Below are 26,421 nucleotides of genomic sequence, written 5' to 3'. Positions count from 1 at the left end.
CCTCGTCTGTTTCCCGAGAGGAACGCTGCGCTCAGCGTGGGCCCGGCCGTGGTGTGAGGGGCCCCGCCGGGGTCCGGCAGCTCATGTAGGGTTGCCGTCTCCACACCACGTGGACCTACCGAGGAGGTGAGACCCATTACCGCTGTAGCAGGCTGGGTGCTCTCATCTCAGGGTCCTGCGGTTCATCCGGCATAGGTGACCGCCCCCGAGGGTGCCCTTCGGTTTCCCGAAAGGCTCTCATGTCGGTTTCTCCGTCATCTCTGACTTCGTCCGCCATCGTCACCAGGCTCCGCGCCGCAGGCTGTGTCTTCGCCGAGGACGAGGCGGAACTGATCGTCTCCACGGCACGCACTCCGTCCGGTCTCGCCGCCATGGTGGACCGGCGCGTTGCCGGACTGCCCCTGGAACACGTCCTCGGCTGGGCCGAGTTCTGCGGCCTGCGGGTCGCCGTGGACCCCGATGTCTTCGTACCGCGCCGCCGCACCGAGTTCCTCGTCCGGCAGGCCGCCGCCCTCGCCCGTCCCGGAGCCGTCGTCGTCGACCTGTGCTGCGGCTCCGGCGCGGTTGGTGTCGCACTGGCCGAGGCGCTGGGGCAGGCCGAGCTGTACGCGGCGGACGTCGATCCGGCCGCCGTGCGGTGCGCCCGGCGCAATATCGGTGCCGCCGGAGGCCAGGTGTACGAGGGCGATCTTTTCGAGCCGCTGCCCGCCGCGCTGCGTGGCCGGATCGAGGTGCTGGCCGCCAATGTGCCCTATGTACCGACCGAAGAGGTGGGCCTGCTGCCCTCGGAGGCACGCGAACACGAGCCGCTGGTGGCGCTCGACGGCGGCGCCGACGGGCTCGACGTCCTGCGGAGGGTTGCGGCCGGGGCGCCGCGGTGGCTCGCGCCGGGCGGCTCGCTGCTGGTGGAGACGAGCGAGCGTCAGGCGCAGCTCGCCGTCGAGGCCTTCACCGGCAGCGGGCTGATCACGAAGGTGGCCGTTTCCGAGGAGTTGTACGCCACTGTCGTGATCGGAACGAGGCCCGCCGGGCCCTCGACCTAATCTGCGGTCAGCCGATCCTCAAGAGGACCTTAAGGATCACGGATACGCCTCTGACCAGCCTCTTTTCGCCGTCAGGGGCCTCTGGTCCCGCCGCGTGACGATCGAGGCCACTGACAGTTCCCGGCTTGCCGACTACCCGGCGCTCGCGGCGTATCCGGCGACGCAGCAGCCGAAGGAACGGGTTCCGGCACGCACCCGCGTGCCGGAACCCGTGCCGCCCCCGCGCCTTTCGCCGCACGGTCTGAAGGCGGCGACCGGCGGCGGCGCCGCGGGCGTCGTCGGACTCTGGGGCGCCCAGGTGGAGCCGTCGGCGCGGCTCGACGCGCGCTTCGCGACCGCCGCCCATCTCACCGGTCTGCTCGCCGGGTACGGCGTACTCGTCACCGCTCACGCGCCGCGGGAGCCTCAGACGTCGCTCAACTCTCCCGGGATTGATGGACGCCACACCCATCGCGTCCGTAGGGTCGCGACCATGCCCGACATATCGCTGACCACGCTCGTTTTCCTCTGCCTCGCCGCCGCGGCGGCCGGATGGATCGACGCGGTGGTCGGCGGCGGAGGGCTGCTGCTCCTGCCCGCCATGCTGCTCGGCCTGCCGCACATCCAGACCGCGCAGATCCTCGGCACGAACAAGGCCGTGGCCATCGTCGGCACTTCGGGCGCCGCGATCACCTTTGTGCGCAAGGCCCCGGTCCAGGTGAAGACGGCGGTACGGATCGGGCTCGCCGCACTCGCGGGATCGATGGGCGGCGCGTTCTTCGCGGCCGGAATCAGCAGCGACGTACTGCGGCCCGTGATCATGGTGGTGCTGCTGGGCGTGGCCGCCTTTGTGATGCTGCGCCCCACTTTCGGCACCGCCACCGAGGCCGAGCGGCGGACCGTGAGCCGCACCCGTACGATCGCCGCGATCGTGCTCGTCGGCGGCGGGATCGGCTTCTACGACGGCCTTGTCGGGCCCGGCACCGGCACCTTCCTGGTGCTCGCGCTCACCGCTGTCCTCCATCTCGACCTGGTGACCGCATCCGCCACCGCCAAGATCGTCAACATCTGCACCAACGGCGGGGCCCTGGCGATGTTCGCCTACCAGGGCACAGTCATGTGGCAACTGGCCGCGCTGATGGCGGTGTTCAACCTGGCGGGCGGCATGTTCGGGGCCCGGATGGCACTGCGCAAGGGCAGCGAGTTCGTCCGCGGAGTGCTGCTCGTCGTGGTCTTCTCGCTGGTCGCGAAGCTCGCCTTCGACCAGTGGACGGCCTAGGTCGCCGCCTTCGGCTCGCGCACCCCGATCAGATGCGCAAAGGCCACCACATTGCCCTTGTAGCCGGTCTTCTTCGTGAAGCCGCCCCCGCAGGTGATCACCCGCAGCTCGGCCCGGTCCCTGGGCCCGTACACCTTCTCGTCAGGGAAGGAGCCCGCGTCGTACACCTCGATCGCGTCGATCGTGAAGACCGCAGTACGGCCGTCCTTACGGGTCACGTCGATCCGATGGCCCTTCTTCAGGGCGCCCAGGCTGTAGAAGACCGACGGACCCCGCGCGTTGTCGACGTGCCCGGCGACGATCGCCGTTCCTTTCGCGCCCGGGGAAGTGCCGTCCCGCCACCAGCCCACGAGGTTGCGGTTGGCCGCCGGGGGCACCTCCAGGCTGCCGTCCTTGGCGAGGCCCAGAAGCATGACCGGGGCGTCGACGCGTATCTCGGGTATGCGCAGGCGCAGGGGCGCGGACGGCGGCAGCGGGTCCGCGGCCGCGTCCGTGTGGTACCCGGGACCGGCCGCGAAGGCCTCCGCGGCGGAGGGGACCGGCGGGGTCACATCGCCGGAGCCGTTCTGGACCAGCCACAGGCCGGCGCACACGGCGACGGTCACGACCCAGCCCTTGCCCTTGGCGCTCATCGGTCCTCCGGAATCTCGCCCGCTCCCGGCAGGCTCGGGGCCTGTCGGGAGCGGGGACACGGCGGTACGAGGGACGGTGGAAACCGCCCCGTCAGCTGCCCTGCGCGCCGCTCGCCCGGCGGCGCAGGAGCACGGTCCCGCCGACGGCGGCCGCGGCCAGAATGGCCACGCCCGCCGCGATCTGGTTGGTGTCGGGGCCCACGCTGCCTCCGACGCCGGTATTCACATGGCCGCTCGGCTGATTGTGGTGCAGTACGGTCAGGTCGCCGGTGGCCTGCCTGCCGTTCTTGCAGCTCACTGTGATGACGTACGTCCCCGTCCGGGTGTGCTCGGGGATCGTGAACCGACCGACCACGACCTCCTTGTGCGTGCCCGGCGACAGCTGGAACTCACCGGCGCCGAGCGAGCGCGCGTCGCCGACACCATGACCGTGGGGGCCGCAGGCGGTGGTGTTCACGGTGATGACGGCGCCCGGCGTGGCGGTCGACGGGAAGACTTCCAGCGCGAAGTCCCCGGCGTACGCCACGTGGGCGCCGAGACCTATCGTGGCGGCGGCCAGCGCGGTACTGGCCAGCAGGCGGGCGGTGGTGCGCATGGCGATCCTCCGAGGAAGCGCGGTGGTGCGGGGTCGTCTCCTCTCTGAGGTAAGGCGCAGGCCGCCGGCCACGCCTGCTGATGGGTTATCAGATTCGTCCGCCCCGCTCGGCGTGTCGCGCTGGACGGGAGGGGTTGTCGCAGGTCATCGGGGGTGACGGGGAATCAGATGACGGGGCGCGCTGAACGGGTGACGCGGCCACCGCGCGAGGCCGCGCCGGGCCGCCGGATCAGATGCCACTCCGCGACGGGCCCGGCGGATCGGGTCTCCTTCGCGTCGTGCCCGGCGGATCGGGTCCCTTTCCGCGTCAGGTCCCGTCAGATCAGGTCCCACTCCACCGCGTCGTACGCCGCCGTCACCTGCTTCATCAGCTCCGCGTCCACCGCGTACTCCACCTCGTCGATCCGTCCCACCGGCGCGAAGCCCTGCGAATTGGTGACGATCGCCGCCCGGTAGGCGGGCAGATCCGGGAGCGTCACCCGGCGCCGGACCGACGGCAGCCGTGGCTCGAGCAGCGCCATCGTCATCCCCAGCAGTGAGGGCGCGTCGGGCCAGACCAGCGAAGTCCCGTCCCAGAAGGCGATGTTGGTGATCGCGCCCTCCGTCACCAGACCGTCGGGCGCGACCAGCAGCGCCTCGTCGAAACCTGCGCGGTCCGCCACCCCCAGAAAGTGGTTCTGGCCGAAGCCGCCCAGATGCTTGATGTGCGGAAAGTCGCGGACGTACGGCACGGACATCAGGCGCTTCGGCTCCTGCGCCATGGACTGCGGCGGCCGTACGGTGACCATCAGCGTGGCCGGCTCGTCGCTGTCGGGCCGGTAGACATAGACCCGTACGGAGGCGTCGTGCACCCCGGCCGCGGCGAGCGCGTGCCGGATGTGCTCCCGCACCCGCGCGCCGTCCAGACCCCGGCCGAACAGCTCCCGCGTCGAGGCGTCGAGGCGGCCGAGATGGAGGTCGAGGCCGCGGACCTTGCCGTCCCTGACCTGCATTGCGGTGAAGTGGCCGTAGCTGTTGAGCGCGGGCATCCGCAGCGCGTCCGCGGTGGCGGCGGTGCCGTTGATCTCTATGTGCATCATGCGCCCACCGTATGCGGGTGCGTATGGGTGTCTTCGGCGGCTTGACCTCAATCAAACTTGAGGTACGAGTCTCTTCCTCATGGACCTCACAACGCCTGAAAACACCACGTCCGAAAACGCCACGTCCGCAAACGGTGCCACGTTCGAAAACGGCGCACCGCTCAAGCTTGCCGTCATCCTCTCCAGCAACCGCGAGGGCCGCTTCGGTCCCGTCATCGCCGACTGGTTCCTCTCCCGCACCGCCGGGCGCGACGACTTCAGCGTCGACCTGATCGATCTCGCCGAGGCGGAGCTGCCCACCGCCCTCTCGTACCAACCCGGCCCCGGCGCGCGGGCCGCGCTCGCGAAGGTCTCGCCAAAGCTGTCCGCCGCCGATGCCTTTGTCGTTCTCACACCCGAGTACAACCACTCGTTCCCCGCCTCGCTCAAGAGCCTCATCGACTGGCACTTCACGCAGTGGCAGGCCAAGCCCGTCGGCTTCGTCTCGTACGGCGGAATCTCCGGCGGTCTGCGGGCCGTCGAGCAGCTGCGCCAGGTCTTCGCCGAGATGCATGCCGTCACCGTGCGCGACACGGTCTCGTTCCACAACGCGGCCACGCACTTCGACGGCGAGGGGCGGCACAAGGACCCCACGGCCTGCGACGCGGCGGCCAAAGCGATGCTCGACCAGCTCGCGTGGTGGGGGAACGCGTTGCGGACGGCCAAGTCGACGCATCCGTACGGCGGTTGAGGGGCGGTCGCGGCGGGGGGGCGCAGCGACGCCGGGAAGGGTGCACCACGGATACCGGGACGTTGGGCAACGGCGGTGCGTACGGTGGCCTGACCGACCGGTAAGGGACCCCGCCCTTGTGACCCGAAGGAGATTGTCAGTGGCCCAGGCACTGACCGTACTCACCGTGCTGACCACGACCGACAGTGCGGAGAAGGCGGCGCGGCTGGCGCGTGGGGTGGTGGAGGCGAGGCTGGCGGCGTGCGCGCAGATCTCGGCGCCCGTCACCTCCGTCTTCCACTGGAAGAACGCGATCGAGACCGCGGAGGAGTGGCAGGTCCTCTTCAAGACGACCGAGGCCTGCTATCCGGCGCTGGAGGCGCATCTGATCGCGGCGCACGACTACGAGACGCCGGAGATCATCGCGACGCCGGTGGTGGGCGGCGGTGCGGCGTATCTGGCGTGGATCGACGCGGAGACCGTGGCGCCGTGACAGTTCCGGGCTTCGGGGACGCCGGGGACTTCAGGGATGTCGGTGGCCTCCGGGAGGAGCTTCCGTTCTTCGTCTACGGCACGCTGCGTCCGGGCGAGGCCAACCACGATCTGTTCCTGCACGGCCGCACTGAGGCGGAGGAGCCCGCGCTGCTCGCGGACGCGGTGCTGTACGAGGGCCCCGGCTTTCCGTACGCCCTTCTCGAACCCGGTGCGGGCACGGTCGCGGGCGAGGTGGTGACGGCGGCGCCGGGGGAGTACGGGGAACTGCTCGCCGTACTCGACCGGCTGGAGGAGTACGTGGCGCCGGGCCACTCGCGCAATCTGTACGAGCGGTTGGCCCGGAATGTCCTGCTCCCGGACGGCACGGCGGTACGGGCGTGGGTGTACGTCGCGGCGCCGGGCGTGGCGCGAGAGCTGCGGGCGACGGGCACGCCGATCCCGGGCGGTGACTGGACTGGCCGCCTGCGGGGGTGAGCCCGCGTTACCCCTCCTGCGCCGGGACGCGCTCCACCCGAACCGCGCACACCTTGAACTCGGGCATCCGCGAGGTCGGGTCGAGGGCCGGATTCGTCACCGAGTTGACCCGGCCCTCGCCGTACCAGTGGAACGGCATGAAGACGGTGTCGGCGCGAATCCCCGTGGTGATCCGCGCGGCCCCGACGGCCCGCCCGCGCCGCGACACGACGGCGAGCGGCTCGCCCTCGACGGCCCCGAGCCGCTCGGCGAGCAGCGGATGCAGCTCGACGAAGGGCCCGGGGGCGGCGGCATTGAGCTCGTCGACCCGCCGGGTCTGCGCCCCGGACTGATACTGCGCCACGACGCGTCCGGTGGTGAGCAGTACGGGATACGCCTCATCGGTCTCCTCGGCGGCGGCACGATGCGCGACGGCGATGAACCGGGCGCGCCCGTCGGGAGTGGCAAACCGATCGAGAAAGAGCCGGGGAGTACCGGGGTGGGGCGACGCGTCCGGTTCGGGGGCCGCGCCCGCGTTCGGGGCCGGGCCCCGTTCCGCGTCCCGTTCGGCGTCCGCGTCAGCGCGTCCGGGGTGCGCGACTAGCGCGTTACCGGCGGTCGGCTTGTCGCCGGGCCCGGTCGCGTCGTGACCGAGGGCCTCCGGCCCGTCGTCCGCCGCCGACGCGGCAGCTGTCCCCGGGTGGCCACCGGCCTCCGTGTCGGCTTCACCGGGCGTCGTCCGGCGGCGGGCGTCCGGCTCGGCAGCCGCGTCCGGGCCCGTGGCCGGGCACGGCCAGAAGACGCCGTTTTCCTCCGCGATCCTCCGGTACGTGATGCCCGAGTAGTCCGCCGGGCCGCCCGCCGAAGCCCTGCGGAGTTCCTCGAAGACCTCCTCCGGGGACGACGGGAAGCCCTTCTCGTGGCCCAGCAGGGACGCCAGGCCGCCCAGCACCTCCAGGTCGCTCCGTACTCCTGGCGGCGGGGACACCGCCCGGCGCCGTAGCAGGACCCTGCCCTCCAGGTTGGTCGTCGTGCCCGTCTCCTCCGCCCACTGGGTGACCGGCAGCACCACGTCCGCCAGCGCCGCCGTCTCCGACAGCACCACGTCCGCGACCGCCAGGAAGTCCAGCGACCGCAGCCGCTCCTCCACATGCGCGGCGCGCGGCGCGGAGACCACCGGGTTCGAGCCCATCAGCAGGAGCGACTTCACGTCGCCGCCGAGCGCGTCGAGGAGTTCGTAGGCGCTGCGGCCAGGGCCCGGCAGCGTCTCCGGCTCCACGCCCCACACCCGGGCCACATGCGCCCGCGCGGCCGGGTCGTTCAGCTTGCGGTAGCCCGGCAACTGGTCGGCCTTCTGGCCGTGTTCGCGGCCGCCCTGCCCGTTGCCCTGGCCGGTCAGACAGCCGTAGCCGGACAGCGGCCGCCCCGCCCGGCCCGTCGCCAGGCAGAGGTTGATCCAGGCGCTGACCGTGTCCGTGCCCTTGGACTGCTGTTCGGGCCCGCGTGCCGTCAGCACCATCCCGGACTCCGCGTCGCAGAACATCCGTACCGCATCACGCAGTTGGGGAACGCCCACGCCTGTGATCCGCTCGACCAGCTCGGGCCAGTGCGCCATCGCCGCCGCCCTGGCCTCCTCCCAGCCGCTCGTACGGTCCGCGATGAACGCCTCGTCCGTAAGCCCCTCGGCCACCGCCACATGCAGCAGCCCCAGCGCGAGCGCCAGGTCCGTCCCGGGCCGGGGCGCGAGGTGCAGGTCGGCCTGTTCCGCCGTCCGCGTACGGCGAGGGTCGACGACGATCAACGTGCCGCCGTTCTCCCGCAGCTCCGTCAGATAGCGCAGCGCCGGCGGCATCGTCTCGGCGATGTTCGAGCCGACCAGGATCACGCACCCGGTCCGCGGAATGTCCTCCAGCGGGAACGGCAGCCCGCGGTCCAGACCGAACGCCCGCTGATGCGCGGCCGCGGCCGACGACATGCAAAAACGCCCGTTGTAGTCGATCTGCGAGGTGCCAAGCACGACCCGCGCGAACTTCCCGAGCGTGTACGCCTTCTCATTGGTGAGCCCGCCGCCCCCGAAGACGCCGACGGCGTCCGGGCCGTACACCGTCCGCGTACGCCGCAGTCCGGCCGCGACCGTGCGCAGGGCCTCCTCCCAGGTGGCCGGCTCGAGCCTGCCTGTGGCGGGGCGACGGACCAGGGGCTCGGTCAGGCGCACCCGGGAGGAGAGCAGCGCGGGCGCGGTACGGCCCTTGCCGCACAGCGCGCCCCGGTTCACGGGGAAGTCCGGCCGCTCCACGATCTCGACCGCCTCGGCCTCGCCGCGCAGGCTCATGCCGCACTGCAGGGCGCAGTAGGGACAGTGGGTCGGCGTGACCGGGGAGGCAGGGCCGGCCGGAGCGGCCGGAGCGGTCGGGCTGGTGGCGTGGGGCATACGCCCAGGTTGCGACGCCCGTGTTACGCGGGCCGCCGCGCCGGATTACGGTCCGGGTACGACCGGCTCCGCGCGCGCCCGACCGCCCCGTGAGGCCCCTGCCACCTCGGGTTTCTCACGCCCGGCGGCCCGTCAGCGCCAGCAGCCTGGCCTGGTGGCTGTCGCCCGGCGGCGGCTCGATCGGAGGGGCGAAGAGACCGGACTTCACGAGCTCCGAGGCGTACGGAGTGACCTCGTCGAGCGCGAAGCCCACCAGCAGGTCCGGCAGCCGTTCCGGCGCGCTGATCGCCCGCGACAGATCCCAGGCGTGCACGACGGCGTCCGTGATCATCTGTGCGCAGTACGCAACGGCCGGGGTCTCCCCGTACGACAGCCGTACGGTCTGCTCCAGCGCGCCCGGCGCCGCGAAGGCCTTGCGCGCGGCGCGTGCGGCGGTGTCCCAGCTGGTCTTCGGTTTCCTGCCGAGGACATCCCCGTCGTAGGCGTCGCCCACGTCCTCGGAGCCCAGTCCGTCGGTCACCAGGGCGGGGACCCACAGCTGTTCCGCGGTGAGATGGTTGACGAGATCGCGTACGGACCACTCGGTGCAGGGCGTCGGATCGTCCCACTGATCGGCCCGTACGGCGTGCACGCGGTCGGTGAAGAGCGCGAGCGCTTCGGCGTGACGGCTGAGCAGGGTGGCTACGTCGTTTTCCATACGGTTCACTGTCGCGCGATGCGGATGCCGACGCGAGTCTGTGGCACGAGTGCGTACGCGCGTGTCACTTCGCCGCCGCGGCCAGCGCCTCCTTCACACCCGGTTCCCGGGCCCCGAGGAACCGCGGATCCGGCGTGAACGCGGCGTCCAGTGCCGCCTTGCCCGCCGCGAACATCTCCCGCGTCCCGCCGTACAGCCAGGTCACATCATGCGGCTCGGCCACCCCGACTCCGTACGACTCGATCCCGGCCGCCCGGCAGAGCGCGACGGCCCGCCGGATGTGGAAGCCCTGGGTCACCAGGACCGCGTGCTCGACCCCGAAGATCTTCTTGGCGCGTACGCAGGAGTCCCAGGTGTCGAACCCGGCGTAGTCGCTGACGATCTGCTTGTCCGGCACACCGCGGGCGGTGAGGTACGTGCGCATGGCGTCCGGCTCGTCGTACTCCACACGGCTGTTGTCTCCGGTGACCAGCACGACCTTGACCTTGCCCGTCCGGTACAACTCGGCGGCGGCGTCGAGGCGGTGCGCCAGATAGGGCGTGGGGCGGCCCTTCCACAGCCCTGCGCCGAAGACGACGGCGACGTCCTGCGCGGGGACTTCCGCGACGGTGCGGACCCGGCTGTCGGCGGCTGCGTGCATCCACGTCGCGGGCGCGAGCACGAACACGCACGCGAGCATGACCGTCTGCACGGCCCGCCGCTGGGCGCGCCGGGTGCGCGGCAATCTGAGTCTCGGTCGCTTCACACCTGGTCAGACGCGATTCGTTCCGGATCGGTTCGGTCCGGATCAGTTCGGTCCGGTGCCGACCAGGCGGCCACCAGCAGGGATCTGGCCGCGGCCGAGGAGTAGAGCGCGGCCGCCAGCCAGGCCGCCGCGAACGTGTCCGGGTCGGCGGGCAGCAGCCTGCCCAGGGCGTCATGGCGGCGGTCCGCGGCCGCGTCGGCGAGGGAGCGCGCGCACTGCGCACCCGTGGTGAGGCCCACCGCGCCCAGTCGGCGAGGGAGTTCGCCGTCGGCCGACGCGGCGGTGACGGCACGGCCACCGGCGACCGTACGTTCCACGGCGCGACGCAGCAGATCCAGCTCCACGGGCAGCGCGGGCGGTGCGGGCGGCGGCGGAGCGGTCCGGAGCGATGGCGGGGTGGTCTGTGCGGGTATGTGGGAACGGTTCAGGCGGCGCAGGCCCAGGTCCGCGCGCACCTGCTCGCCGTCGTGCCCGGTCCAGGCCGCGGCCAGGGCATGAACGCCGTCCGGGCGGTCCGGGACGGCCCGGGCGATCAGCCGCAGGGCGAGCCCGGGGCGCGAGGCGAGCAGCCGCAGATTCTCCGTGTACGGCAGCTCGGGCCGCTCGTCCGGGGCGATCAGGCGCAGGCTGGGGCCGTCCGTGACGCAGAAGACGCCGTCGCCGCCCAGCGTCCCTGTCAGGAAGAGCAGATCGCTGCCTGTGGGACGGGCGTCGGCGGGCTGCGACAGCCGGTCGAGCGCGGTGGCGAGTTGATCCGCGGGCGGCTGCTGCCACAGCCCGTCGAGCGGCGGCTCGTGCCACTGGGCGCCGGTCGCCCGTACGGAACGAATACGGGAGCCGCCGCCGATCCGGCCGTCCGGTGACACCGTCGGGCTGGTCAGGATCACCCCGCCGCCGTCGCCCCACTCGCGCAGCGGGAGCGCACAGCCGCCCGGGACGGGCGAGCCTGCCGCCTGGGCCGCGCGCTCGGGTCCGCCGGGGGCGACGTCGGAGACGGTACGGAGGGTGCCGTCGGGGGCCAGGGCGTACGTGGTCGCGCCCGCGTAGCCGGACGCGGTGACGACCGGCTCGGTGAACAGGCCGTACAGACGCAGCGGTTTGGCCGGTTCGTAGGCGCGGCGCGCGGGGGTGACCGCGTCGTCGGGTCTGTGTACGAGACCGAGCAGCCCGGCCAGTTCGGCGGAGAGCTCGGACAGCCGGAACGCCGGATCCTCCGACCGCGCCTCGCCCAGCCTGCGCGCGATCCGCACCGCGGCGGCGGAGGGCAGATGAAGCCCGGCGAGCCGCGCGGAGTGGGCGGCATGCAGCAGCTCGGCACGCTGGACGGCGCCGGAACCGGTGACTCCCGTGACCAGGACGGTGGTTGCTGCCGTGCGGAGGGCGCGGAGGGCGGTGGTCCGGTCGGGGGTGAGGGTGCGGGCGAGGGTCGTGGCAGCCGTCTCGTCGTGCGGGACTTCGGCGGGCGCCACCTCCTCCGCGGGCGCCACCTCCTCCGCGGGCAGCGTTTCCTCCGCGAGGGGAGCTTCCTCCGCGGGCGGCCCGGCGTCGGGCGCGTCCTCGGCCAGCGGCGCCTGTGACAGGACGGCCGCCCGGTGCAGACAGGCCGGGGCCAGCAGACAGTCGCACACCGCGTCGTCCGCGCCCGCCACGATGCCGTTCGTGACCTTCAGGGTCACCGCCGTGTCCTCGTCCACCCTGATCCGTACGCCGTCGGGTGTGGCCTCCACCGGCCAGCCCGACGCCTTGGCCACCGCGCCGTCCACGCGCTTGCGCAGCCTGGCCGGAAGCAGGTCGAGAGCCCCGGCCGCCACCTCGGCGGCCACGGGAGGCAGTCCCGGGGAAGGGGTCGTCGTCACCTGTGCGTACCTCCTACGCGCTCGCCGACCCAGCGGGCCAGCTCCAGGGGGCTGAGTGCGGCGACCGGCATGCCCGCAGCCACCAGGCGGCCCGCGACGCCCGCGGAGTAGCGCGGCCGTCCCTCGTCGTCCAGCGAGGCGCAGCCGAGGACATGGCAGCCCGCGTCGACCAGCGTCCGCAGCTCCGAAAGGAGCGGGCCGATCGGGCCGCCCTCCTCGAAGTCGCTGACCAGGACGACGAGCGTGCGGGAGGGGACGGTCACCAGATCTCGTGCATGGCGCAGACCGCGCGCGATGCTCGTGCCGCCGCCGACGCGGACCTCCAGCAGCAGACTCAGCGGGTCGTCCACATGGTCGGTGAGGTCGAGCACCTCGGTGGAGAACGCGACGAAGTGCGTGCTCAGGGCGGGGACTCCGGCCAGGACGGATGCGGTGAGCGCGGACCAGATCGTCGAGGCCTCCATCGAGCCCGAGACGTCGACGACGAGAACGAGCCGCCAGTCGGTCGACCTGCGGGCCCGCGTACGGAAGACGGGCCGCTCCGGCAGCACCGTCACCGCGCCGGTGTCCGGATCGCGCCGGGCGGTCGCCAGATTGGCGCGCAGGGTGCGCGGGAGATCCAGCGGTCCGCCGGGGCGGCGGGTGGGGCGCGGATGGGCGAGACCGGTGAGCGCGGGCCGCAGCCGGTTGGCGAGGGCCTCGGTCAGCTCCCGCACCAGCCGCGCCACCAGAGGCCGCAGGCGGGCGAGCTGCTGCTCGGGGAGGGCACCCGCGTAGGACAGGACGGTACGCAGCAGCTCGACGGAGGGCCGGGCGGCGGCGGGATCCAGCTCCAGCGCGGCGTCGAGTCGGCCGGCGTCGGCGGCCGCGGCGAGGACTTCTTCGCGCACGCCGGGCCCGAAGAGCGCGGCAAGCTCGTCCGACCAGGCCCGCACATCGGGATACGAGGCCTCACTCCCGCCGCCGGACCCGCTGCCGCGCCCGTCCTCGCCCCGCGAGCCTTCGCCGCGCCCGCTGCCGTACAACTCGTCGAGCGCGGAGGCGATCCGGGCGGCGGATCCGGTCAACTCCCGCCCCCGTCCGAGGAGCAGCCGCCATCGTTCACCGGGGGTGAGCCCACGCCCCTTGGCGGGGCCCGGTCCCTTCACCCTCTCCGGCGATTGAGGACTCGCTCGGAGGGCGTCCGGGGGTCCGGGGGCGAACCGCAGCCCCCTCACCGTCAGCGCCTCGCGGCCCGCCAGGTCCGCTGCCGCCAGCAGGGCCAGCGCTGCCGCGTCCGTCACCGGGCCCGTGAGGGTGCCCGCCGCCGTGCCCGTACGGTCCTCCACCACCGACAGGAGGCGGGAGCGGGCCGCCGGGGCCAGCGTGTCGAAGCCTGCCCGCAGGGCGGGAAGGCGGTCGAGGAAGGACCGGTCCGGCAGCGACTCCATCCGTTCGATGAGGGGGTCCAGCGCGCGGCCCGTTTCCAGGAGTGGGCCCGCTGCGAGCAAGGTGCCGCGCAGGAACCCGGCCAGTGCCGCGCGCAGTTCGGGCGTCGTCGCGCCGTCAGCGCGTGAGGCCAGCCGCGTGCCGAACTCTCCCGCGTCCCGCTGCCCCAGCAGCACCCGCGCCGCACCCGCAGCGCCCCGCATCAGCGGCGTCGCCTCCGCGTCGAGGCGGGCCAGCGCGTCGGCGAGGCGCAGGCCACCGCCCAGGTCCGCGGCCTGCCCGGCGAGCGCGACGAGGGCGCGGGCGTCGGCCGGTTCCGTGGAACCCGCGAGCCCGTCGAGCGCCCGCACACCCGCCGCGGCCAGCTCCTCGTACGCCGCGTCGACAGATCCCCGCTCCCACTGCGCCCCGAGTCCCGCCACATGACCGGATCTGATCCGGTCCAACAGGGCCATGCCCGCGAGCAGTTCGGGCAGGCTGCCGGTGGCCGGGAGCAGCTCGGCGGTCTCGGTCAGCCGTTCCGCCGCGAGGCCGGGAAGCGCGCACCGCGCCGCCTCCGCCAGGCCGTGCAGTACCTCCGCGGCCGTCGGCCCGCCCTGCCGCAGCTCCTCGGCGCGCCGCTGCCGCAACATCCCGGCCGCGGCCTGCTCCAGTGTCACCCCGTGCAGGCTCGCCACATCGAGCATCGCGGCCGTCGACGGTGACCAGGCCACGGCCCACCGCGTGGTCAGCGCGGCCGCATCGCCGACGCCCGCGACCTCGGACTCCTCCCCGTACGGAACATGGCAGACCGCGAGCCGCCGCAGAGCGATCTCGCGCCGCCGATCGAGCTCGGAACGGAGCGCGTCCAGGCGCAGCTCCCGGCGCTCGGGCGCGTGGGGCCAGGGCAGCTTCAGCTCACGCAGCAGCGATTCGGCCGCGGGCCCGAGCCCCGAACGGGGTGTGCCCGGCGCGAGCCGTCCCTGCCGTGTGCCGACCAGCACCTGCTCCATAGCGGCAGCCACGACCCGGCCCCGCCCCAGCAGCCGGCCCTGGGTGAGCACGGTCTGCGCGGCCTCGGCCAGCTCGCCCCGCCCGGCGGCGGGCAGGCCGCGCAGCGACGCCAAGTCCCGGGCCACCCGCACCACTTCGCGCGCGTCGGCGGGCCCGCTGGGGTGCCCCGCGTCCCGTACGGCCGCGCAGATCCGTACCGCCGTCGAGGTCAGCAGCTCGTCCAGCCGCGCGGGATCCCCCGCCGCGCGGAAGACGCCCCGCTGCCACTCCGGATCCCGGATCCCGGCCGGGTAGCCGGACCGCTCGTCGAGCAGTGCGTACGAGTACGGCACCAGGGAGGTGACCACTTCGGCCCGATCCGCCGCCGGCGCCTGCGGAAGGCCACCGTCGAACTCCTCCGTCAGCGCGGGCGCGTGGAACGCCCCGATCACCGCAGCCGCCCGCCGCCCCGCGTACTCCCCGAGCCGGCGCCGCATATTCGCCTCGCGCCGCAGGTCGTAGGGATCCACCGCGCCGGCATCCTCGCGCAGCGCCCAGCCGACGAGCAGCGCGGCGCGACGCAGCGCCTCCGCCGCCGAGCCGGGCGCGGTGGCCTCGACGAGACGGTCCCACAGATCGTCGCCGGGCCTGCCCCCTGCCCTGGCCCGCAGCGCGGCCGCGATCGAACCCGCACCCGGACCGGGCCCAGCCGGGGCCCGGTCCGCCTCCGTGTGCGCGCCGAGGGGCAGATCGAACGCCACCACCTCCACGCCCGCCTCCCGCGCCCAGCGGATCGCCGCCAGCTCCGGCGAGAACTCCGCGAACGGCAGGAACACCAGCCCCGCCCCACTGCCCGCCAGCGCGACGGGCGGCACCGTCGCCGGGTCCCCGAGATGCTCCAGCCACGGCGCGAACTCCTCGGGCAGCTCGACGAACAGCACCTCAGGAGCCGCCTCGTCCAGCATGTCCGGCACCGCCGCCGCCAGCGCGGGGGAGTGGTGTCGCACCCCGATCAGATACGGGTCACGGCACCCTGCGAGCGAAGCCAGCGCACCACCGGGATCGGGCTCCTGCCGCGCGACCACAGCACTCGCTACGACATCTCGCGCCACCACATCACTCGCTGCGGCATCTCGCGCGACGACGTCAGGCGAGCTCATCGCGCAGCTCCCACAGCGTCCGCCACAGCGGCGCGCCGACCTCAGCCCGCCGCCGCACCGGCCCTTCCCAGTACCCGAGCAGCCGTGCGTGGTCGGCCGGGTCGTCCTTGCGGACCGTGCCGAGCAGATGCCCGGGCAGGGTGCGTACGACATCGCGCCCGTCGCTCAGATACGCCGCGCCAAGACCCATCGACGTGGCCACATGCACCGCCTCCGCCGTCGACATGACCGTCGAAGGCCGCTCGATCTCCCAGCCCTCAGCGCTGCGCCCGGACCGCAGATCCCGGAAGGCCGTCACCAGCGCCTCCAGCACCGCGTCGTCGACCGCGAACGGGGCCCCGGACCGCGCCAGCGCCGCCGTGGCCTGCCCGCGCACCAGCTCCGTCTCGGCGTCGAGGTCGCCGATCGGGCCGACCTCCTCGAAGTTGAACCGTCGCTTCAGTGCGGCGGACATCTCGGAGACGCCCTTGTCGCGGAGGTTGGCCGTGGCGATCAGAGTGAAGCCCGGCACGGCGTGGACCGTCCCGTCCGCGCCGTCCCCGCCCGCCAGTTCGGGCACGGACATCCGGCGCTCGGAGAGCAGGGAGACCAGCGCGTCCTGCACCTCGGGCAGACAGCGGGTGACCTCCTCGACCCGGGCGACCGCGCCGCGCGTCATCGCGGTCAGGACGGGTGAGGGCACCAACGCCTCCCGGCTCGGGCCCTTGGCCAGGAGCATCGCGTAGTTCCAGCCGTACTTCAGCTGGTCCTCGGTGGTGCCCGCGGTGCCCTGGACAGTGAGCGTGCTGGTGCCGCAGACGGCCGCCGCCAGCAGCTCGGACAGCATCGACTTGGCCGTGCCGGGCTCGCCGACGAGCAGCAGCCCGCGCTCGCCCGCCAGCGTCACCACACACCGCTCGACCAGGGCACGGTCGCCCACGAACTTCCGTGAGACGACCAGCTGCCGCCCGTCCGCCGACCGCAGCGGCTCGTCGCCCGAGCCGCAGACGAAGAGCACGGCCGCGCGCGGCGTCATCCGCCACCCCGGCGGCCTCGGCCCGTCGTCGTACGAAGCCAGAAACGCCAGCTCCTCGCCGTACCGGTCCTCAGGCAGCTCCACCTGCCGTGCCCGCCCCACACTCACGGTGTTCTCGCTCATCGCGAACCTCCCCTGCCGCTACGGCCCTTGAACTCCTCGAACCCTGGCGCGTCGCCGTCCACCACCCGCTGCCACGCGGCCGCGTACAGCTGCGCCACCGGACGGTCCGGCACCACGATTCCGTCCAGGTCCCAGGGCACGATCGCCGTCTTCCAGCTCTCCGCAGGCAGCCGCGGTGTCTTCTGCTCCAGCCAGCCGCCGGGCAGGAACAGCGAACGTCCCGCCCGCGCCCGCTTGGCCTCCACCACCAGGTCGGTGGCGGCCAGTTCGGCCCTGGCCTTCTTCAGCCGGGCGGGCTTCCAGCCGGTCCACTCCGCCTGGTTCCGGTCGGTCGGATCGGGCAGGGCGAGCAGCATCAGATACAGCGCGGCCGCATCCTGCGAGAGCCCGAACCGCTCCGCCGCGGCGTCCACCAACTCCGGCACACTGTGCGGCGGACACTGCGCCGCACCGGGCCGCCCACCGGCCGTGACCAGCGTCGTGAACTCCTCGCTCAGCACCGTGCGCAGCGCCTGCAGCAGCGCCGTGTGACGGGAGATCCCGGCCAGCAGCTTGAGCGCGGGATGATCGGGACCGCCGCCCTCGCCCGTCACCAGAGCGGCGGGCCGCACCCATACGGAGTCCCACTCCGAGCGGTACCGCATCGGCGCGAGCACCAGGGCGTCCGAGAGCTCGACCAGCCCGTCCTTCGAGCCTTCGCGCTTCAGCGGCAGCCTGTGCGTCTCCCGCAGCCGCTTCGACGTGGCGTTCCCGTCCGTGTCCCAGTCGACGCCGAGGTCGAGCAGCAGCCCGGGATCGGCCAGCCGCTCCCGCACCATCCGCAGCGTGACCGGCAGGACCTCGCGCAGCGGGTCGCCGTACGGCAGCCGGTAGGCCAGCCAGCGCATCATGCCGACATACGCGCCCATCATGGATCCGATCAGCAGCTTCTCCGGCTCCGCCGGAACGGGTGAGTCGCCGTCGGACAGCTGCTGCGTACGGCCGGTGAGTTCGCTCTGCGCCTCCGGGTTGAGTGCGGAGTCGAGCATCGTGCCCGGCCCGATCTCGGCCACCACGCGGGTGATCAGCCAAGAGGGTGCGACGCGCCGCTTTCCACGTGCCGCGAGCCAGGCCCCGGTGAGCGGCTCCAGGTCGAAGCCCCTCGTCCACAGCTCGTCCACCTGCCCCGGCTCGGCCGGCAGCAACAGGCCCGTGTACACCTGCCGTTGGGCCGGGGCCATGGCGCTCAGGACCCCACGCCCGGTCTGCGCCTCCGCGCTCTTGGCCCCGAGCGGCGCGAGGTATTCCGCCGACAGCAGACGCTCCCGTCCGTATCCATGGATGCCGGGCAGTCCGAGCTGCAGCAGCGCGCCGGTCACCGGGCTCGCCCCGACGCGCTCGGCGAACTCCTGTGCCTGCTCCGGCCGGTAGGGCAGCGGTCCGAGCCTGCGCACCGCGTCCACCAGCCGCCGCACCGAGTCGGCCCGCACGGGGTCGTCGGCGGCGCCCAGCACCTCGGACTCGGCCAGGGCGAATCCGTCCCAGGCGCCGAAGGCGCCGGCCGGGTCGTACTCGATGCCGTTCCAGTACGCATCCGTCGAGTCGACCCGCTGGCAGGCGATGATCAGCAGCCGTCGCGCTCCCGAGTGCCGCACGGCACCGATCAGTTCCCTGTTGGTCGAGGTCCGCTCACTCTTCAGCTGGATCAGGCGGAGCCGTCCGCGCGGGTCGACGAGGACGGCGTCGCCGTCCGCCCGCACCTCCAGGGCCGCGTCGAGGAACTCCAGCAACGCGGCGCGGTCGCCCTCCTCCGTCGCGGGCGAGGCCGCGCGCACAGCGGCCGCCGCCATGCCCGCGCCGGGCAGCGTCAGCCACCCCAGGTACATGCCGGACAGCTCCGCCTCGGTGTCCTCGGCCCCCGGCTCCAGTACCCGCCCCAGGACCCGGATCTGATCCATGGCCGAGGTGGCGTCGAGGTCCCAGGAATGGCCGTAGAAGTTCTTGGAGCCCAGGAATCCGCCGAGCGCGTCCTGCAGCTCGCCGTCCAACGCGTGCCGCACCGCGGGCCCGGTCTGCTCGGCGTCGGGTTCCCGCTGCCCCCTCGCGGCCCGCTCCGCCAGCACGCCGATGCGCCTGCCGTGCCGTGTCGCCTCCTCGACGAGCCCGGCCACGCCCGCGGCCAGCCCGGGGTGGGTGATCTCCGGCAGCAGGCTCGCCACGGCCGCCTCCGGCTTCGCGCCTTCCGCCACCGCCGTCAGCAGCGCCTGCGCATCCGCCTCGGTCATCGCGCGCAGCGCGGCCGAACCCCGCTCGTCGCGCGGCCGCAGGGCGTGCCAGTAGCCGATGGGTGGCACCAGCGGGGTGCCCGCGGCGTGCGCACCGCCCCGGTCGCCCTCCTGGAGGGTGGCCAGCAGGATGCCCTCGGTGTCGTACAGCGAGATCGTCGCGTTGTAGCCGCGCGACTCGCGAGGATGCAGCACAGCGCCGGCCGGCAGCCGCAGCGGAGGCAGCGGAATGCCGTGCGTGAGGTGCTCGATCCGGCTGCCCGCCGGGATCTCGACCGCCGGGCTGCGGCTGCCGTCCACCGAGCAGGTCGTGAGCGTGCGTGCCTGCGGGTCGTACCGCACCCACCAGCCGAGCAGACCGTCCTTGCTGCCGAACGGCGAGGATTCCAGGCCCTGTTGGACAGGAAGCAGCCGGCAGTAGTGCTCGACGAGGCTGCCCGGGCCCTCGGTCAGCGCCGAGTCGAAGAAGGCGGGCACCGAGATACGGCCCCTGCGGGCCGACTCCGGGTCGTACTCCCACCACTTGTGCTCGTGCAGCACCCACACCGAGATGCCGTCCGACGCGACCGCCCGCCGCTCCGACGCGAACGAGGTGTCGCCCGCGTGGATGGGCCGCCCGCCGAAGGTGCGGCTGCCGTCGGGCAGCGGCAGCGACGGGATCTGGTCCGACATCCAGTGGTCGTTCAGCTCGCCCGCAGGCTTGAACACCTCGGCAGCGCTGCCCGACCAGCGGGCCCGCCGCTCGGCGCCATGGCCGTTGGCCACCAGCCACTGGCCGCCCACATAGCGGATCGTGGGCATGTCCCAGGTGTGGCTGGAGCGCACGGGCAGGGAGAGCGTCTGCCGGTGGAGGACGGCATGGGGTCCCACCGCGGCGGCCTGCATGCCCACCCGTACGACCAGGGCGGGCCAGGCGTCCGACAGGCGGTACCACTCGTCGACGAGATGGCCGTAACGCTGTCCGGCGGCCATGGGGTTGACCTTGCCGAGCTCCGGGGCCGCCTCCTCCAGCGCCGGCCAGCCGATCTCGTCGAGGATGCCCGCGCGCAGCGTGCGTGCCAGCGCCCCGGCGGGCGAGACGGCGGTGATCCGCTCCACGGCCTCGGGCGCCGTCGCCAGCACGGCCGGTGCGGAGAACGCGCTGAGCCTGCTCAACAGGCCGTCCATCCCCGGCAGTCCGTGCGGGCGCTCAAGATCGTCGGCACGGTCGGTGAGCCAGCCCACGAGTGCCGCACGCAGTGCCGGATGCCCCGCGATCCGGTTCAGCTGGGCCGATGCCTCGTGGGTGCCGGCCAGCCGCTCCACGCCGCCGCGCAGCAGCCGCGCGAACCGGGCGTCGGTGGCCAGGGCAGCCAGATCCCTGCGCCCCTCCCGCTCGTCGGACAGCCACGGCGCCAGCTCCAGGTTCTCCATGTCGTCCGACGGGGGCTCGACGGGCACGCCCAGGGCCAGACACAGGTCGAGCAGATCCAGATCGACGGTGGTGCGCCAGCCGCCGCCGCGCAGCAGCGGCAGCGGTGTGCCGTCGGCGATCAGCCGGTCCGCCAGCCGCTCCACCAGGGCCTGGTCGGCCGTGAGCCGCTTCATGCCGCGCCAGCCGCGCTGCCGGTGCCTGGCCCACGACGACACCCACTCGGCCGCCGGAACGGTCCCGTCGAGCAGCAGTCGAATCGCCCCGCACCGATCGAGCACCGTCAGCCAGGACTCGTCGAACTCCTCCGGGCTGTCGCCGCCCACCAGCGGCAGCAGGGCCAGCAGCCGCTCCCGGACCGCCGTGTCCCCGGCGGCGACATCGGCCAGCGCGGGCAGCGCCGACTTCCAGAAACTCGCCGCCGCACGGTTCATCGCCCCGGTGTGGATGATCTCCGCGATCAGCGCCCGCTCCTCGGCGCCCGCGTCAAGACCCGCGGCCTTGGCGAGCCGCCGCAGATCCTCCACCATGCCCGCGTACGGGGTGAGTCCGGCCGCGCAGCGCTGTGCGGACACGGCCCGGAACTCGGCGTACGCATCGGCCGCCGAAAGCCGCGTGGCCAGCCCCTTCGCGTACTCCCGCAGGGCCTTGCCGCTCAGCGCACCGGCCCCCGCGAACTCCAGGAACACCTCCCGCAGCCGCTCCTCGTCGACCGCCAGCGCGTGCCGCTGCTCGGCCGCCCGTGCCTTCCCGAAGAAGACCGAGGCGTGCTGCCGCGACTCGGCGGCCAGGAAGAGCCGCGCCGCCTGCTCGTAGAAGGTGGGCAGAAAGTGCGGTACGGAACGGTCGAGCCGTTCGCCGATGTCGTCGAACCCGTCCTTGGCGAGGCCCGGCTTGGTGGTGACCAGGCGGGCCAGCCGCTCCATCTCCTTGACCACGGCGAGCGCATGGTGACCGTTGCCCGGGTCGTGGACCAGCGCCCAGGCGGGGAAGCCCAGCGACTGCCGCTTCACGCGGCCGACCGGCGCCGGCTCCGAGCCGGTGAACCCCAGATACTCCAGGGCGAGATCCTCCGCGGGGCCGATCGCCTCCGGCACCAGCCGCACCACCGTACGCCCGTCCAGCGCCGGATGCGCGTACGCCCGCGCGGTCAGCTCGTCGCCCGGTCCGCAGTCCGCGCCGCCGCCGAGCGGCAGCACCGCACCGGCCTCCAACAGCCCTTCCACCGATCCCCCGTTCGTCGTGCCCGCGCCGCTCACAGCCGCCCCTCCTCGTCATCCGCGACCACCCGGCCCGCGTACACCAGCGCGGCCATCCGCTCGCCCTCCGACCAGGCGACCGGCCCCACTTCGGCGAGCGGCAGCCGCCGGCCGTCCTTGTCCCGCCACTCCAGCGGCCCGGTCAGCGACTCCGCCTCCGGATAGTCGTCACCCAGCCAGTACGCCGCCTCCAGCGAGCGGCCGTCCTCCACCAGCGGGCACACCGCCTGGCCGCCGCGGACCCGGTAGCCCAGCGAGACCGCGCGCGCAGTCGCGTGGCGCAACTGCTCGAACTTCCCGTTGGCGTAGGCCTGCCAGTCCTGGCCGCGCGCATCCTCCGGCCGCCGCCACACCTCCCGGAACAGCTGCTCCACGCCCTGCTCGACCCCCAGCTCCATCGCGAACTCCCGCAGGTCGTCCAGGTCTTCGAGGAGCACCGGATGCGGGATCAGCACCGTCTCGCACTCCAGGCGCACCGAGTCGCCGTCCAGGTCGACGATCCCCGCGCCCTTCACCGGATCCGCGTCGCGCAGAAACCCGGCGCGCTCCATGTCCGCCGTGCCGTCCGCCCCCACGGGCGCCACCACCAGATCGCGCAGCGCCGTCTGCCACGCCGCGTCCGGCCACACCCGCGCCAGCAGCGCCACCGGCACCGGAAGCGAGCGCACCAGCCAGGTGTCCACCTGCTCCCGGCACTCCCGCTCGTGCCGCCCCAGCCACTCGGCCAGCTGCCGCAGCCGCACGACCTCGGCGTCGTCCCTCAGCTTCGCCGGGACCTGCTTCAGGGCGCGCCCCGCCGCGTTTCTGCACAGGACTTTCGTGCCGTCCAGCGTGACGGCGTATCCGCCGCTCTCCGTCTCGATCCAGCCCATGGCGAGACCGCCTCCCCGACGCTCCGGTTCCGATGTCGATCACAGTAGGTGACGGGTCTGACAACACATCGGGCCGGCCGGTGAGGCCGTGGAAAACACCCGTCACCCTTACGCAACGACCCGGCAATCTCGGCCCGTCAGGATCGGTTCATGACGGAGCCGGCAGCACACCCTCGTGAGTCCCTGCCCCTCGACGCCAAGCCCCTGGACACGTCGTCCCTCGACACCACCGCGCAGCTGCTGTCGCGCATCACCGACCAGCTGGGCACCCAACTCAGCCACATGAGACTGAACGGAACCCGCAGGCGTATGCCACCGACCGAACGGCCCACCCTCGTCGCCGTCGCCCACGGCAGCCGCGACCCACGCGCCCTGCGCACCGCCACCGCGCTCCTCGACCTGGTCCGTGAACTGCGCCCCAGCCTCGACGTCCGCCTCGGTCACATCGAGCTGAACGAGCCGCTCCTGCCCGACACCCTCGGCACGCTCCACGCCGAGCGGCACGCGCAAGGCACCCGGGCCGTCCTCGTCCCCCTGCTCCTCGGCCGCGGCTACCACGTCAAGCACGATCTGCCGAAGGCCGCCGCTGCCCTACCGGGGGCCGACATCCGTATTGCCGCCCCTCTCGGCCCGCACCCCCTCCTCATCGAGGCGCTCTGCTCCCGCCTGGCGGATGCGGGCTGGCGGCCCGAGGACGGCACCAGCCGCAGCGCCGGAGTCGTCCTGGCCGCCGCCGGATCCCGCGATCCCGACTCCGCCTCGGACGCGCGCCGCACTGCGGACCTGCTCAGCGAGCGCCTCGGCGGGGTGCCGGTCATCCCGGCGTACGCCTCCGCCGTCTCGCCGACCGTGGCCGCGGCCGTACGCGCACTCACCGCCCGCGGCCGCCACCGCGTCGCCGTCGCCTCCTACTTCGCCTTCCCCGGCCGGTTCGCCACCGCCGGCGCCGCCGCGACGCCCTGGATCGCCGCCGCCCCGCTCGGCGCGCACCCGGCCCTGGCCCGGTTGCTGCTCCAGCGCTACGACGAGGCCCTGAGCACGCCGTCGTACGCCACTCAGCGGCGCGAACTCGCCCCCGCGTAACCCGCTCGGTCGCCCGTCCGCGACCCGCTCCGGTTACCTTCGGTGCATGGCAGGCACCACCAGCACCACCTCATCAGGACCCGACGGACCCGATCGACCCCACGCACACGACGGCGCGTACACCGACCCTTACGACGACGCGTACGACGAGGCAGCCACCGCGCGCTTCGCCCCCGAACCGGACAAGCGCCCCGGCCGCACCGCCTTCCAGCGCGACCGCGCGCGCGTGCTGCACTCCTCCGCGCTGCGCAGGCTCGCCGGCAAGACGCAGGTGGTGACGCCCGGCACCCGCAACCAGGCATGGGACGCCAGCCCGCGCACCCGGCTCACCCACTCCCTGGAATGCGCCCAGGTGGGACGCGAACTCGGCGCGGCACTCGGCTGCGACCCCGATCTCGTGGAGGCGTCCTGCCTCGCCCACGACATGGGCCATCCGCCCTTCGGGCACAACGGTGAACAGGCGCTCAACGACTTCGCCAAGGACTGCGGCGGTTTCGAGGGCAACGCCCAGTCGCTGCGCCTGCTGACCCGTATCGAGCCCAAGCGCTTCGTCCACAGGGAGACGTCAGCCGCTGCCGCGGCGGGTCGCGGCGAGCTCGTCAGTGTCGGCCTCAATCTCACCCGGGCCGCCCTGGACGCCGCCACCAAATACCCGTGGCCGCGCGGCGGACACCCCACCGACCCGGACTCGGTGAAGTTCGGTGTGTACGAGGACGACCTGCCGGTCTTCGAATGGGCCCGCGAGGGAGCGCCCGCGTACGGTAAATGCTTCGAGGCCCAGGTCATGGACTGGTCCGACGACGTGGCGTATTCGGTGCACGACTTCGAGGACGGACTGCACGCCGGCCATATCGACCCCAACCTCCTGCTCGCCGAACCGGAGCGCAGGGACATCTTCCGGGTCGCGATCGGCCGGTACGTCCCCGAGGACACCGATCCGCAGGAGCTGGCCGAGGCCCTGGACCGGCTCGTCGACCAGGAGTGGTGGCCGCACCACTACGACGGATCCGCGGTCGCGCAGGCCCGCCTCAAGGACGCCACCAGCCAGCTCATCGGCAGGTTCTGCCTGTCCGCGGAGGGTGCGACCCGCGAGGCGTACGGCTCCGGGCGGCTCACCCGGTACGCCGCCGAACTGGTCGTCCCGTCCGCCACCCGCAACGAATGCGCCGTACTCAAGGCCGTCGCCGACCGCTATGTGATGCAGCGCGCCGAGCAGGAGGCCCTGCGCGCCGACCAGCGCATCGTGCTGGCGGAGCTGGCCGAGGCGCTCACGGCCCGCGCGCCCGAGAGTCTCGACCCCCAGTTCCGCGCCCTTTTCGATGCCGCACCCGACGACCGCACGCGCAAGCGGGTGATCGTCGATCAGCTGGCCTCACTCACGGACGCCTCGGCCCGCACCCTGCACACCCATCTGACAACACGCCGCTGAGCAGCCGGGAGAGCCACGAAGGCGCGTCCGGGATGACACGCCCAGGGGCCACTCCCTCTTCCGCCATAACGCTCTGTGCGGGACGCTCGCTGAAGGCTGCGCAGCGTAGAAGCAAAGAGGAGGCATCAAGTGGTCGACGCACATCGGACATTCGTCATCGTCGGCGGTGGGCTGGCCGGAGCCAAGGCCGCCGAGACCCTCCGTGCCGAGGGATTCACCGGACGGGTGATCCTCATCGGTGACGAACGCGACCACCCCTATGAACGCCCGCCGCTCTCCAAGGGTTATCTGTCGGGCAAGGAGGAGCGCGACAGCGTCTTCGTCCATGAACCCGCCTGGTACGCGCAGGCCGACGTCGAACTGCACCTCGGCCAGACCGTCGTCGCCATCGACCGCGACGCCAAGACCGTACGGCTCGGCGAAGGCACGGTCCTCCACTACGACAAGCTGCTGCTGGCCACCGGCGCCGAGCCGCGCCGTCTCGACATCCCCGGCACCGAACTGGCCGGCGTCCACCATCTGCGCCGCCTCGCCCACGCCGACCGGCTGCGCCGGGCACTCGCCGCACTCGGCCGCGACAACGGCCAGCTGCTCATCGCGGGCGCGGGCTGGATCGGCCTGGAGGTCGCGTCGGCAGCCCGCGGCTACGGCGCCGAGGTCACCGTCGTCGAACCGGCGGCGACCCCTCTGCACCAGGTCATCGGCCCGGAGCTGGGCCAGGTCTTCACCGAACTCCACCAGGAGCACGGCGTCCGCTTCCACTTCGGCGCCCGGCTCACCGAGATCGCCGGGCAGGACGGCGTGGTGCTCGCGGCCCGTACCGACGACGGCGAGGAGCACCCCGCCCACGCCGTCCTCGCCGCTATCGGCGCCGCCCCGCGCACTGCCCTGGCCGAGACGGCCGGTCTCGCGATGGCGGACCGTGCGCACGGCGGCGGCGTCGCCGTCGACGCGAGCCTGCGCACCTCCGACCCCGACATCTACGCGGCGGGCGATGTCGCGGCAGCCCACCACCCGCTCCTGGAGTCCCGGCTGCGCGTCGAGCACTGGGCGAACGCCCTCAACGGCGGCCCGGCGGCCGCCCGCGCGATGCTCGGCCAGGACGTCTCCTACGACCGCATCCCGTACTTCTTCTCCGACCAGTACGACCTCGGCCTGGAGTACTCCGGCTGGGCGCCGCCCGGCTCCTACGACGAAGTCGTGCTGCGGGGCGACGCCGGAAAGCGGCAGTTCATCGCCTTCTGGCTGAAGGACCGCCGGGTGCTGGCCGGGATGAACGTCAATGTGTGGGACGTCACCGACCCCATCCAGCAGCTGATCCGCTCCGGTGCCCCGGTGGACCCGGACGCCCTCGCCGACCCGTCCGTACCGCTCACTTCCCTCAACGGCTGACAGGAGTGTCACCGCGCCAC

Annotated in this window: 19 protein-coding genes; 8 read left to right on the top strand and 11 right to left on the bottom strand. The window is 73.1% G+C overall.

The window, feature by feature from the left end:
• Positions 1 to 239: 239 nt before the first annotated feature.
• Both ABZS64_RS01735 and ABZS64_RS01730 read left to right on the top strand, forming a co-directional pair.
• Positions 240 to 1,043: a putative protein N(5)-glutamine methyltransferase gene (locus ABZS64_RS01735; RefSeq protein ID WP_355821947.1), complete on the top strand. Its 804-nt coding sequence runs from the start codon at positions 240 to 242 to the stop codon at positions 1,041 to 1,043.
• Between the two features lie 472 nt (positions 1,044 to 1,515).
• On the top strand, positions 1,516 to 2,301 hold the full coding sequence (locus ABZS64_RS01730) for a TSUP family transporter (RefSeq protein WP_355822100.1): 786 nt from the start codon (positions 1,516 to 1,518) through the stop codon (positions 2,299 to 2,301).
• On the opposite strand, the gene ABZS64_RS01725 is transcribed toward ABZS64_RS01730, so the two are convergent.
• The 3 genes from ABZS64_RS01725 to ABZS64_RS01715 all read right to left on the bottom strand — a co-directional run bounded on the left by ABZS64_RS01725 (position 2,298) and on the right by ABZS64_RS01715 (position 4,607).
• Positions 2,298 to 2,933, bottom strand: coding sequence for a class F sortase (locus ABZS64_RS01725; RefSeq protein ID WP_355821945.1), 636 nt, complete (start codon positions 2,931 to 2,933; stop codon positions 2,298 to 2,300). The genes ABZS64_RS01730 and ABZS64_RS01725 overlap by 4 nt on opposite strands.
• Before the next feature lie 91 nt (positions 2,934 to 3,024).
• Positions 3,025 to 3,528: a hypothetical protein gene (locus tag ABZS64_RS01720; RefSeq protein ID WP_355821943.1), complete on the bottom strand. Its 504-nt coding sequence runs from the start codon at positions 3,526 to 3,528 to the stop codon at positions 3,025 to 3,027.
• Positions 3,529 to 3,845: 317 nt separating this feature from the next.
• On the bottom strand, positions 3,846 to 4,607 hold the full coding sequence (locus tag ABZS64_RS01715) for an aminotransferase class IV family protein (protein WP_355821941.1): 762 nt from the start codon (positions 4,605 to 4,607) through the stop codon (positions 3,846 to 3,848).
• A gap of 79 nt (positions 4,608 to 4,686) precedes the next feature.
• Here ABZS64_RS01715 and ABZS64_RS01710 point away from each other — a divergent pair, with 79 nt between their 5' ends.
• From ABZS64_RS01710 to ABZS64_RS01700, 3 genes are all read left to right on the top strand, one after another.
• Complete coding sequence (locus tag ABZS64_RS01710; protein ID WP_355821939.1) at positions 4,687 to 5,337, top strand: NAD(P)H-dependent oxidoreductase; 651 nt, start codon at positions 4,687 to 4,689, stop codon at positions 5,335 to 5,337.
• 139 nt (positions 5,338 to 5,476) lie between these two features.
• Positions 5,477 to 5,809: a divalent-cation tolerance protein CutA gene (gene cutA, locus ABZS64_RS01705; RefSeq protein ID WP_355821937.1), complete on the top strand. Its 333-nt coding sequence runs from the start codon at positions 5,477 to 5,479 to the stop codon at positions 5,807 to 5,809.
• Positions 5,806 to 6,285 carry a gamma-glutamylcyclotransferase family protein gene (locus tag ABZS64_RS01700; protein WP_355821935.1) on the top strand — a complete coding sequence of 160 codons (480 nt, stop codon included), beginning with the start codon at positions 5,806 to 5,808 and terminating at the stop codon, positions 6,283 to 6,285. The genes cutA and ABZS64_RS01700 overlap by 4 nt, the downstream gene beginning before the upstream one ends.
• A 7-nt stretch (positions 6,286 to 6,292) precedes the next feature.
• Here ABZS64_RS01700 and ABZS64_RS01695 read toward each other — a convergent pair whose 3' ends face one another.
• From ABZS64_RS01695 to ABZS64_RS01660, 8 genes are all read right to left on the bottom strand, one after another.
• On the bottom strand, positions 6,293 to 8,596 hold the full coding sequence (locus ABZS64_RS01695) for a molybdopterin-dependent oxidoreductase (RefSeq protein ID WP_355822098.1): 2,304 nt from the start codon (positions 8,594 to 8,596) through the stop codon (positions 6,293 to 6,295).
• Positions 8,597 to 8,810: 214 nt separating this feature from the next.
• Positions 8,811 to 9,392, bottom strand: a complete 582-nt coding sequence (locus ABZS64_RS01690; RefSeq protein ID WP_355821933.1) for a TIGR03086 family metal-binding protein — start codon at positions 9,390 to 9,392, stop codon at positions 8,811 to 8,813.
• Positions 9,393 to 9,456: 64 nt separating this feature from the next.
• A complete protein-coding gene (locus ABZS64_RS01685; protein ID WP_355821931.1) occupies positions 9,457 to 10,137 on the bottom strand; it encodes an ElyC/SanA/YdcF family protein in 681 nt (226 codons plus the stop codon).
• On the bottom strand, positions 10,134 to 11,993 hold the full coding sequence (locus ABZS64_RS01680) for a hypothetical protein (RefSeq protein WP_355821929.1): 1,860 nt from the start codon (positions 11,991 to 11,993) through the stop codon (positions 10,134 to 10,136). Before ABZS64_RS01680 ends, ABZS64_RS01685 begins: the two co-directional genes overlap by 4 nt.
• Positions 11,990 to 15,553, bottom strand: coding sequence for a DUF5682 family protein (locus ABZS64_RS01675; protein ID WP_355821927.1), 3,564 nt, complete (start codon positions 15,551 to 15,553; stop codon positions 11,990 to 11,992). Before ABZS64_RS01675 ends, ABZS64_RS01680 begins: the two co-directional genes overlap by 4 nt.
• Positions 15,540 to 16,691, bottom strand: a complete 1,152-nt coding sequence (locus ABZS64_RS01670) for an AAA family ATPase (RefSeq protein WP_355821925.1) — start codon at positions 16,689 to 16,691, stop codon at positions 15,540 to 15,542. The genes ABZS64_RS01675 and ABZS64_RS01670 overlap by 14 nt, the downstream gene beginning before the upstream one ends.
• Complete coding sequence (locus ABZS64_RS01665; protein WP_355821923.1) at positions 16,688 to 21,625, bottom strand: hypothetical protein; 4,938 nt, start codon at positions 21,623 to 21,625, stop codon at positions 16,688 to 16,690. Before ABZS64_RS01665 ends, ABZS64_RS01670 begins: the two co-directional genes overlap by 4 nt.
• Positions 21,622 to 22,497: a DUF4132 domain-containing protein gene (locus ABZS64_RS01660; RefSeq protein WP_355821921.1), complete on the bottom strand. Its 876-nt coding sequence runs from the start codon at positions 22,495 to 22,497 to the stop codon at positions 21,622 to 21,624. Before ABZS64_RS01660 ends, ABZS64_RS01665 begins: the two co-directional genes overlap by 4 nt.
• A gap of 150 nt (positions 22,498 to 22,647) precedes the next feature.
• Here ABZS64_RS01660 and ABZS64_RS01655 point away from each other — a divergent pair, with 150 nt between their 5' ends.
• The 3 genes from ABZS64_RS01655 to ABZS64_RS01645 all read left to right on the top strand — a co-directional run bounded on the left by ABZS64_RS01655 (position 22,648) and on the right by ABZS64_RS01645 (position 26,401).
• Entirely contained in the window at positions 22,648 to 23,580 is a 933-nt protein-coding gene (locus ABZS64_RS01655) for a sirohydrochlorin chelatase (RefSeq protein ID WP_355821919.1), read from the top strand.
• Positions 23,581 to 23,626: 46 nt separating this feature from the next.
• Positions 23,627 to 25,009, top strand: a complete 1,383-nt coding sequence (locus tag ABZS64_RS01650) for a deoxyguanosinetriphosphate triphosphohydrolase (protein ID WP_355821917.1) — start codon at positions 23,627 to 23,629, stop codon at positions 25,007 to 25,009.
• 129 nt (positions 25,010 to 25,138) lie between these two features.
• On the top strand, positions 25,139 to 26,401 hold the full coding sequence (locus tag ABZS64_RS01645; protein ID WP_355821915.1) for an FAD-dependent oxidoreductase: 1,263 nt from the start codon (positions 25,139 to 25,141) through the stop codon (positions 26,399 to 26,401).
• Positions 26,402 to 26,421 lie beyond the last annotated feature (20 nt).

Origin of the sequence: Streptomyces sp. NPDC005408, from assembly GCF_040606445.1 — a bacterium.
Taxonomy (GTDB): Bacteria; Actinomycetota; Actinomycetes; order Streptomycetales; family Streptomycetaceae; genus Streptomyces.
The sequence above is the reverse complement of the archived record's forward strand: the minus strand, read 5'-3'. Positions and strand labels throughout refer to the sequence as shown.

Coding starts and splice junctions, on each gene's coding strand:
- ABZS64_RS01735 (WP_355821947.1), top strand. CDS start 240: ATGTCGGTTTCTCCGTCATCTCTGACTTCGTCCGCCATCGTCACCAGG.
- ABZS64_RS01730 (WP_355822100.1), top strand. CDS start 1,516: ATGCCCGACATATCGCTGACCACGCTCGTTTTCCTCTGCCTCGCCGCC.
- ABZS64_RS01725 (WP_355821945.1), bottom strand. CDS start 2,933: ATGAGCGCCAAGGGCAAGGGCTGGGTCGTGACCGTCGCCGTGTGCGCC.
- ABZS64_RS01720 (WP_355821943.1), bottom strand. CDS start 3,528: ATGCGCACCACCGCCCGCCTGCTGGCCAGTACCGCGCTGGCCGCCGCC.
- ABZS64_RS01715 (WP_355821941.1), bottom strand. CDS start 4,607: ATGATGCACATAGAGATCAACGGCACCGCCGCCACCGCGGACGCGCTG.
- ABZS64_RS01710 (WP_355821939.1), top strand. CDS start 4,687: ATGGACCTCACAACGCCTGAAAACACCACGTCCGAAAACGCCACGTCC.
- ABZS64_RS01695 (WP_355822098.1), bottom strand. CDS start 8,596: ATGAGCCTGCGCGGCGAGGCCGAGGCGGTCGAGATCGTGGAGCGGCCG.
- ABZS64_RS01690 (WP_355821933.1), bottom strand. CDS start 9,392: ATGGAAAACGACGTAGCCACCCTGCTCAGCCGTCACGCCGAAGCGCTC.
- ABZS64_RS01675 (WP_355821927.1), bottom strand. CDS start 15,553: ATGAGCTCGCCTGACGTCGTCGCGCGAGATGCCGCAGCGAGTGATGTG.
- ABZS64_RS01670 (WP_355821925.1), bottom strand. CDS start 16,691: ATGAGCGAGAACACCGTGAGTGTGGGGCGGGCACGGCAGGTGGAGCTG.
- ABZS64_RS01660 (WP_355821921.1), bottom strand. CDS start 22,497: ATGGGCTGGATCGAGACGGAGAGCGGCGGATACGCCGTCACGCTGGAC.
- ABZS64_RS01655 (WP_355821919.1), top strand. CDS start 22,648: ATGACGGAGCCGGCAGCACACCCTCGTGAGTCCCTGCCCCTCGACGCC.
- ABZS64_RS01650 (WP_355821917.1), top strand. CDS start 23,627: ATGGCAGGCACCACCAGCACCACCTCATCAGGACCCGACGGACCCGAT.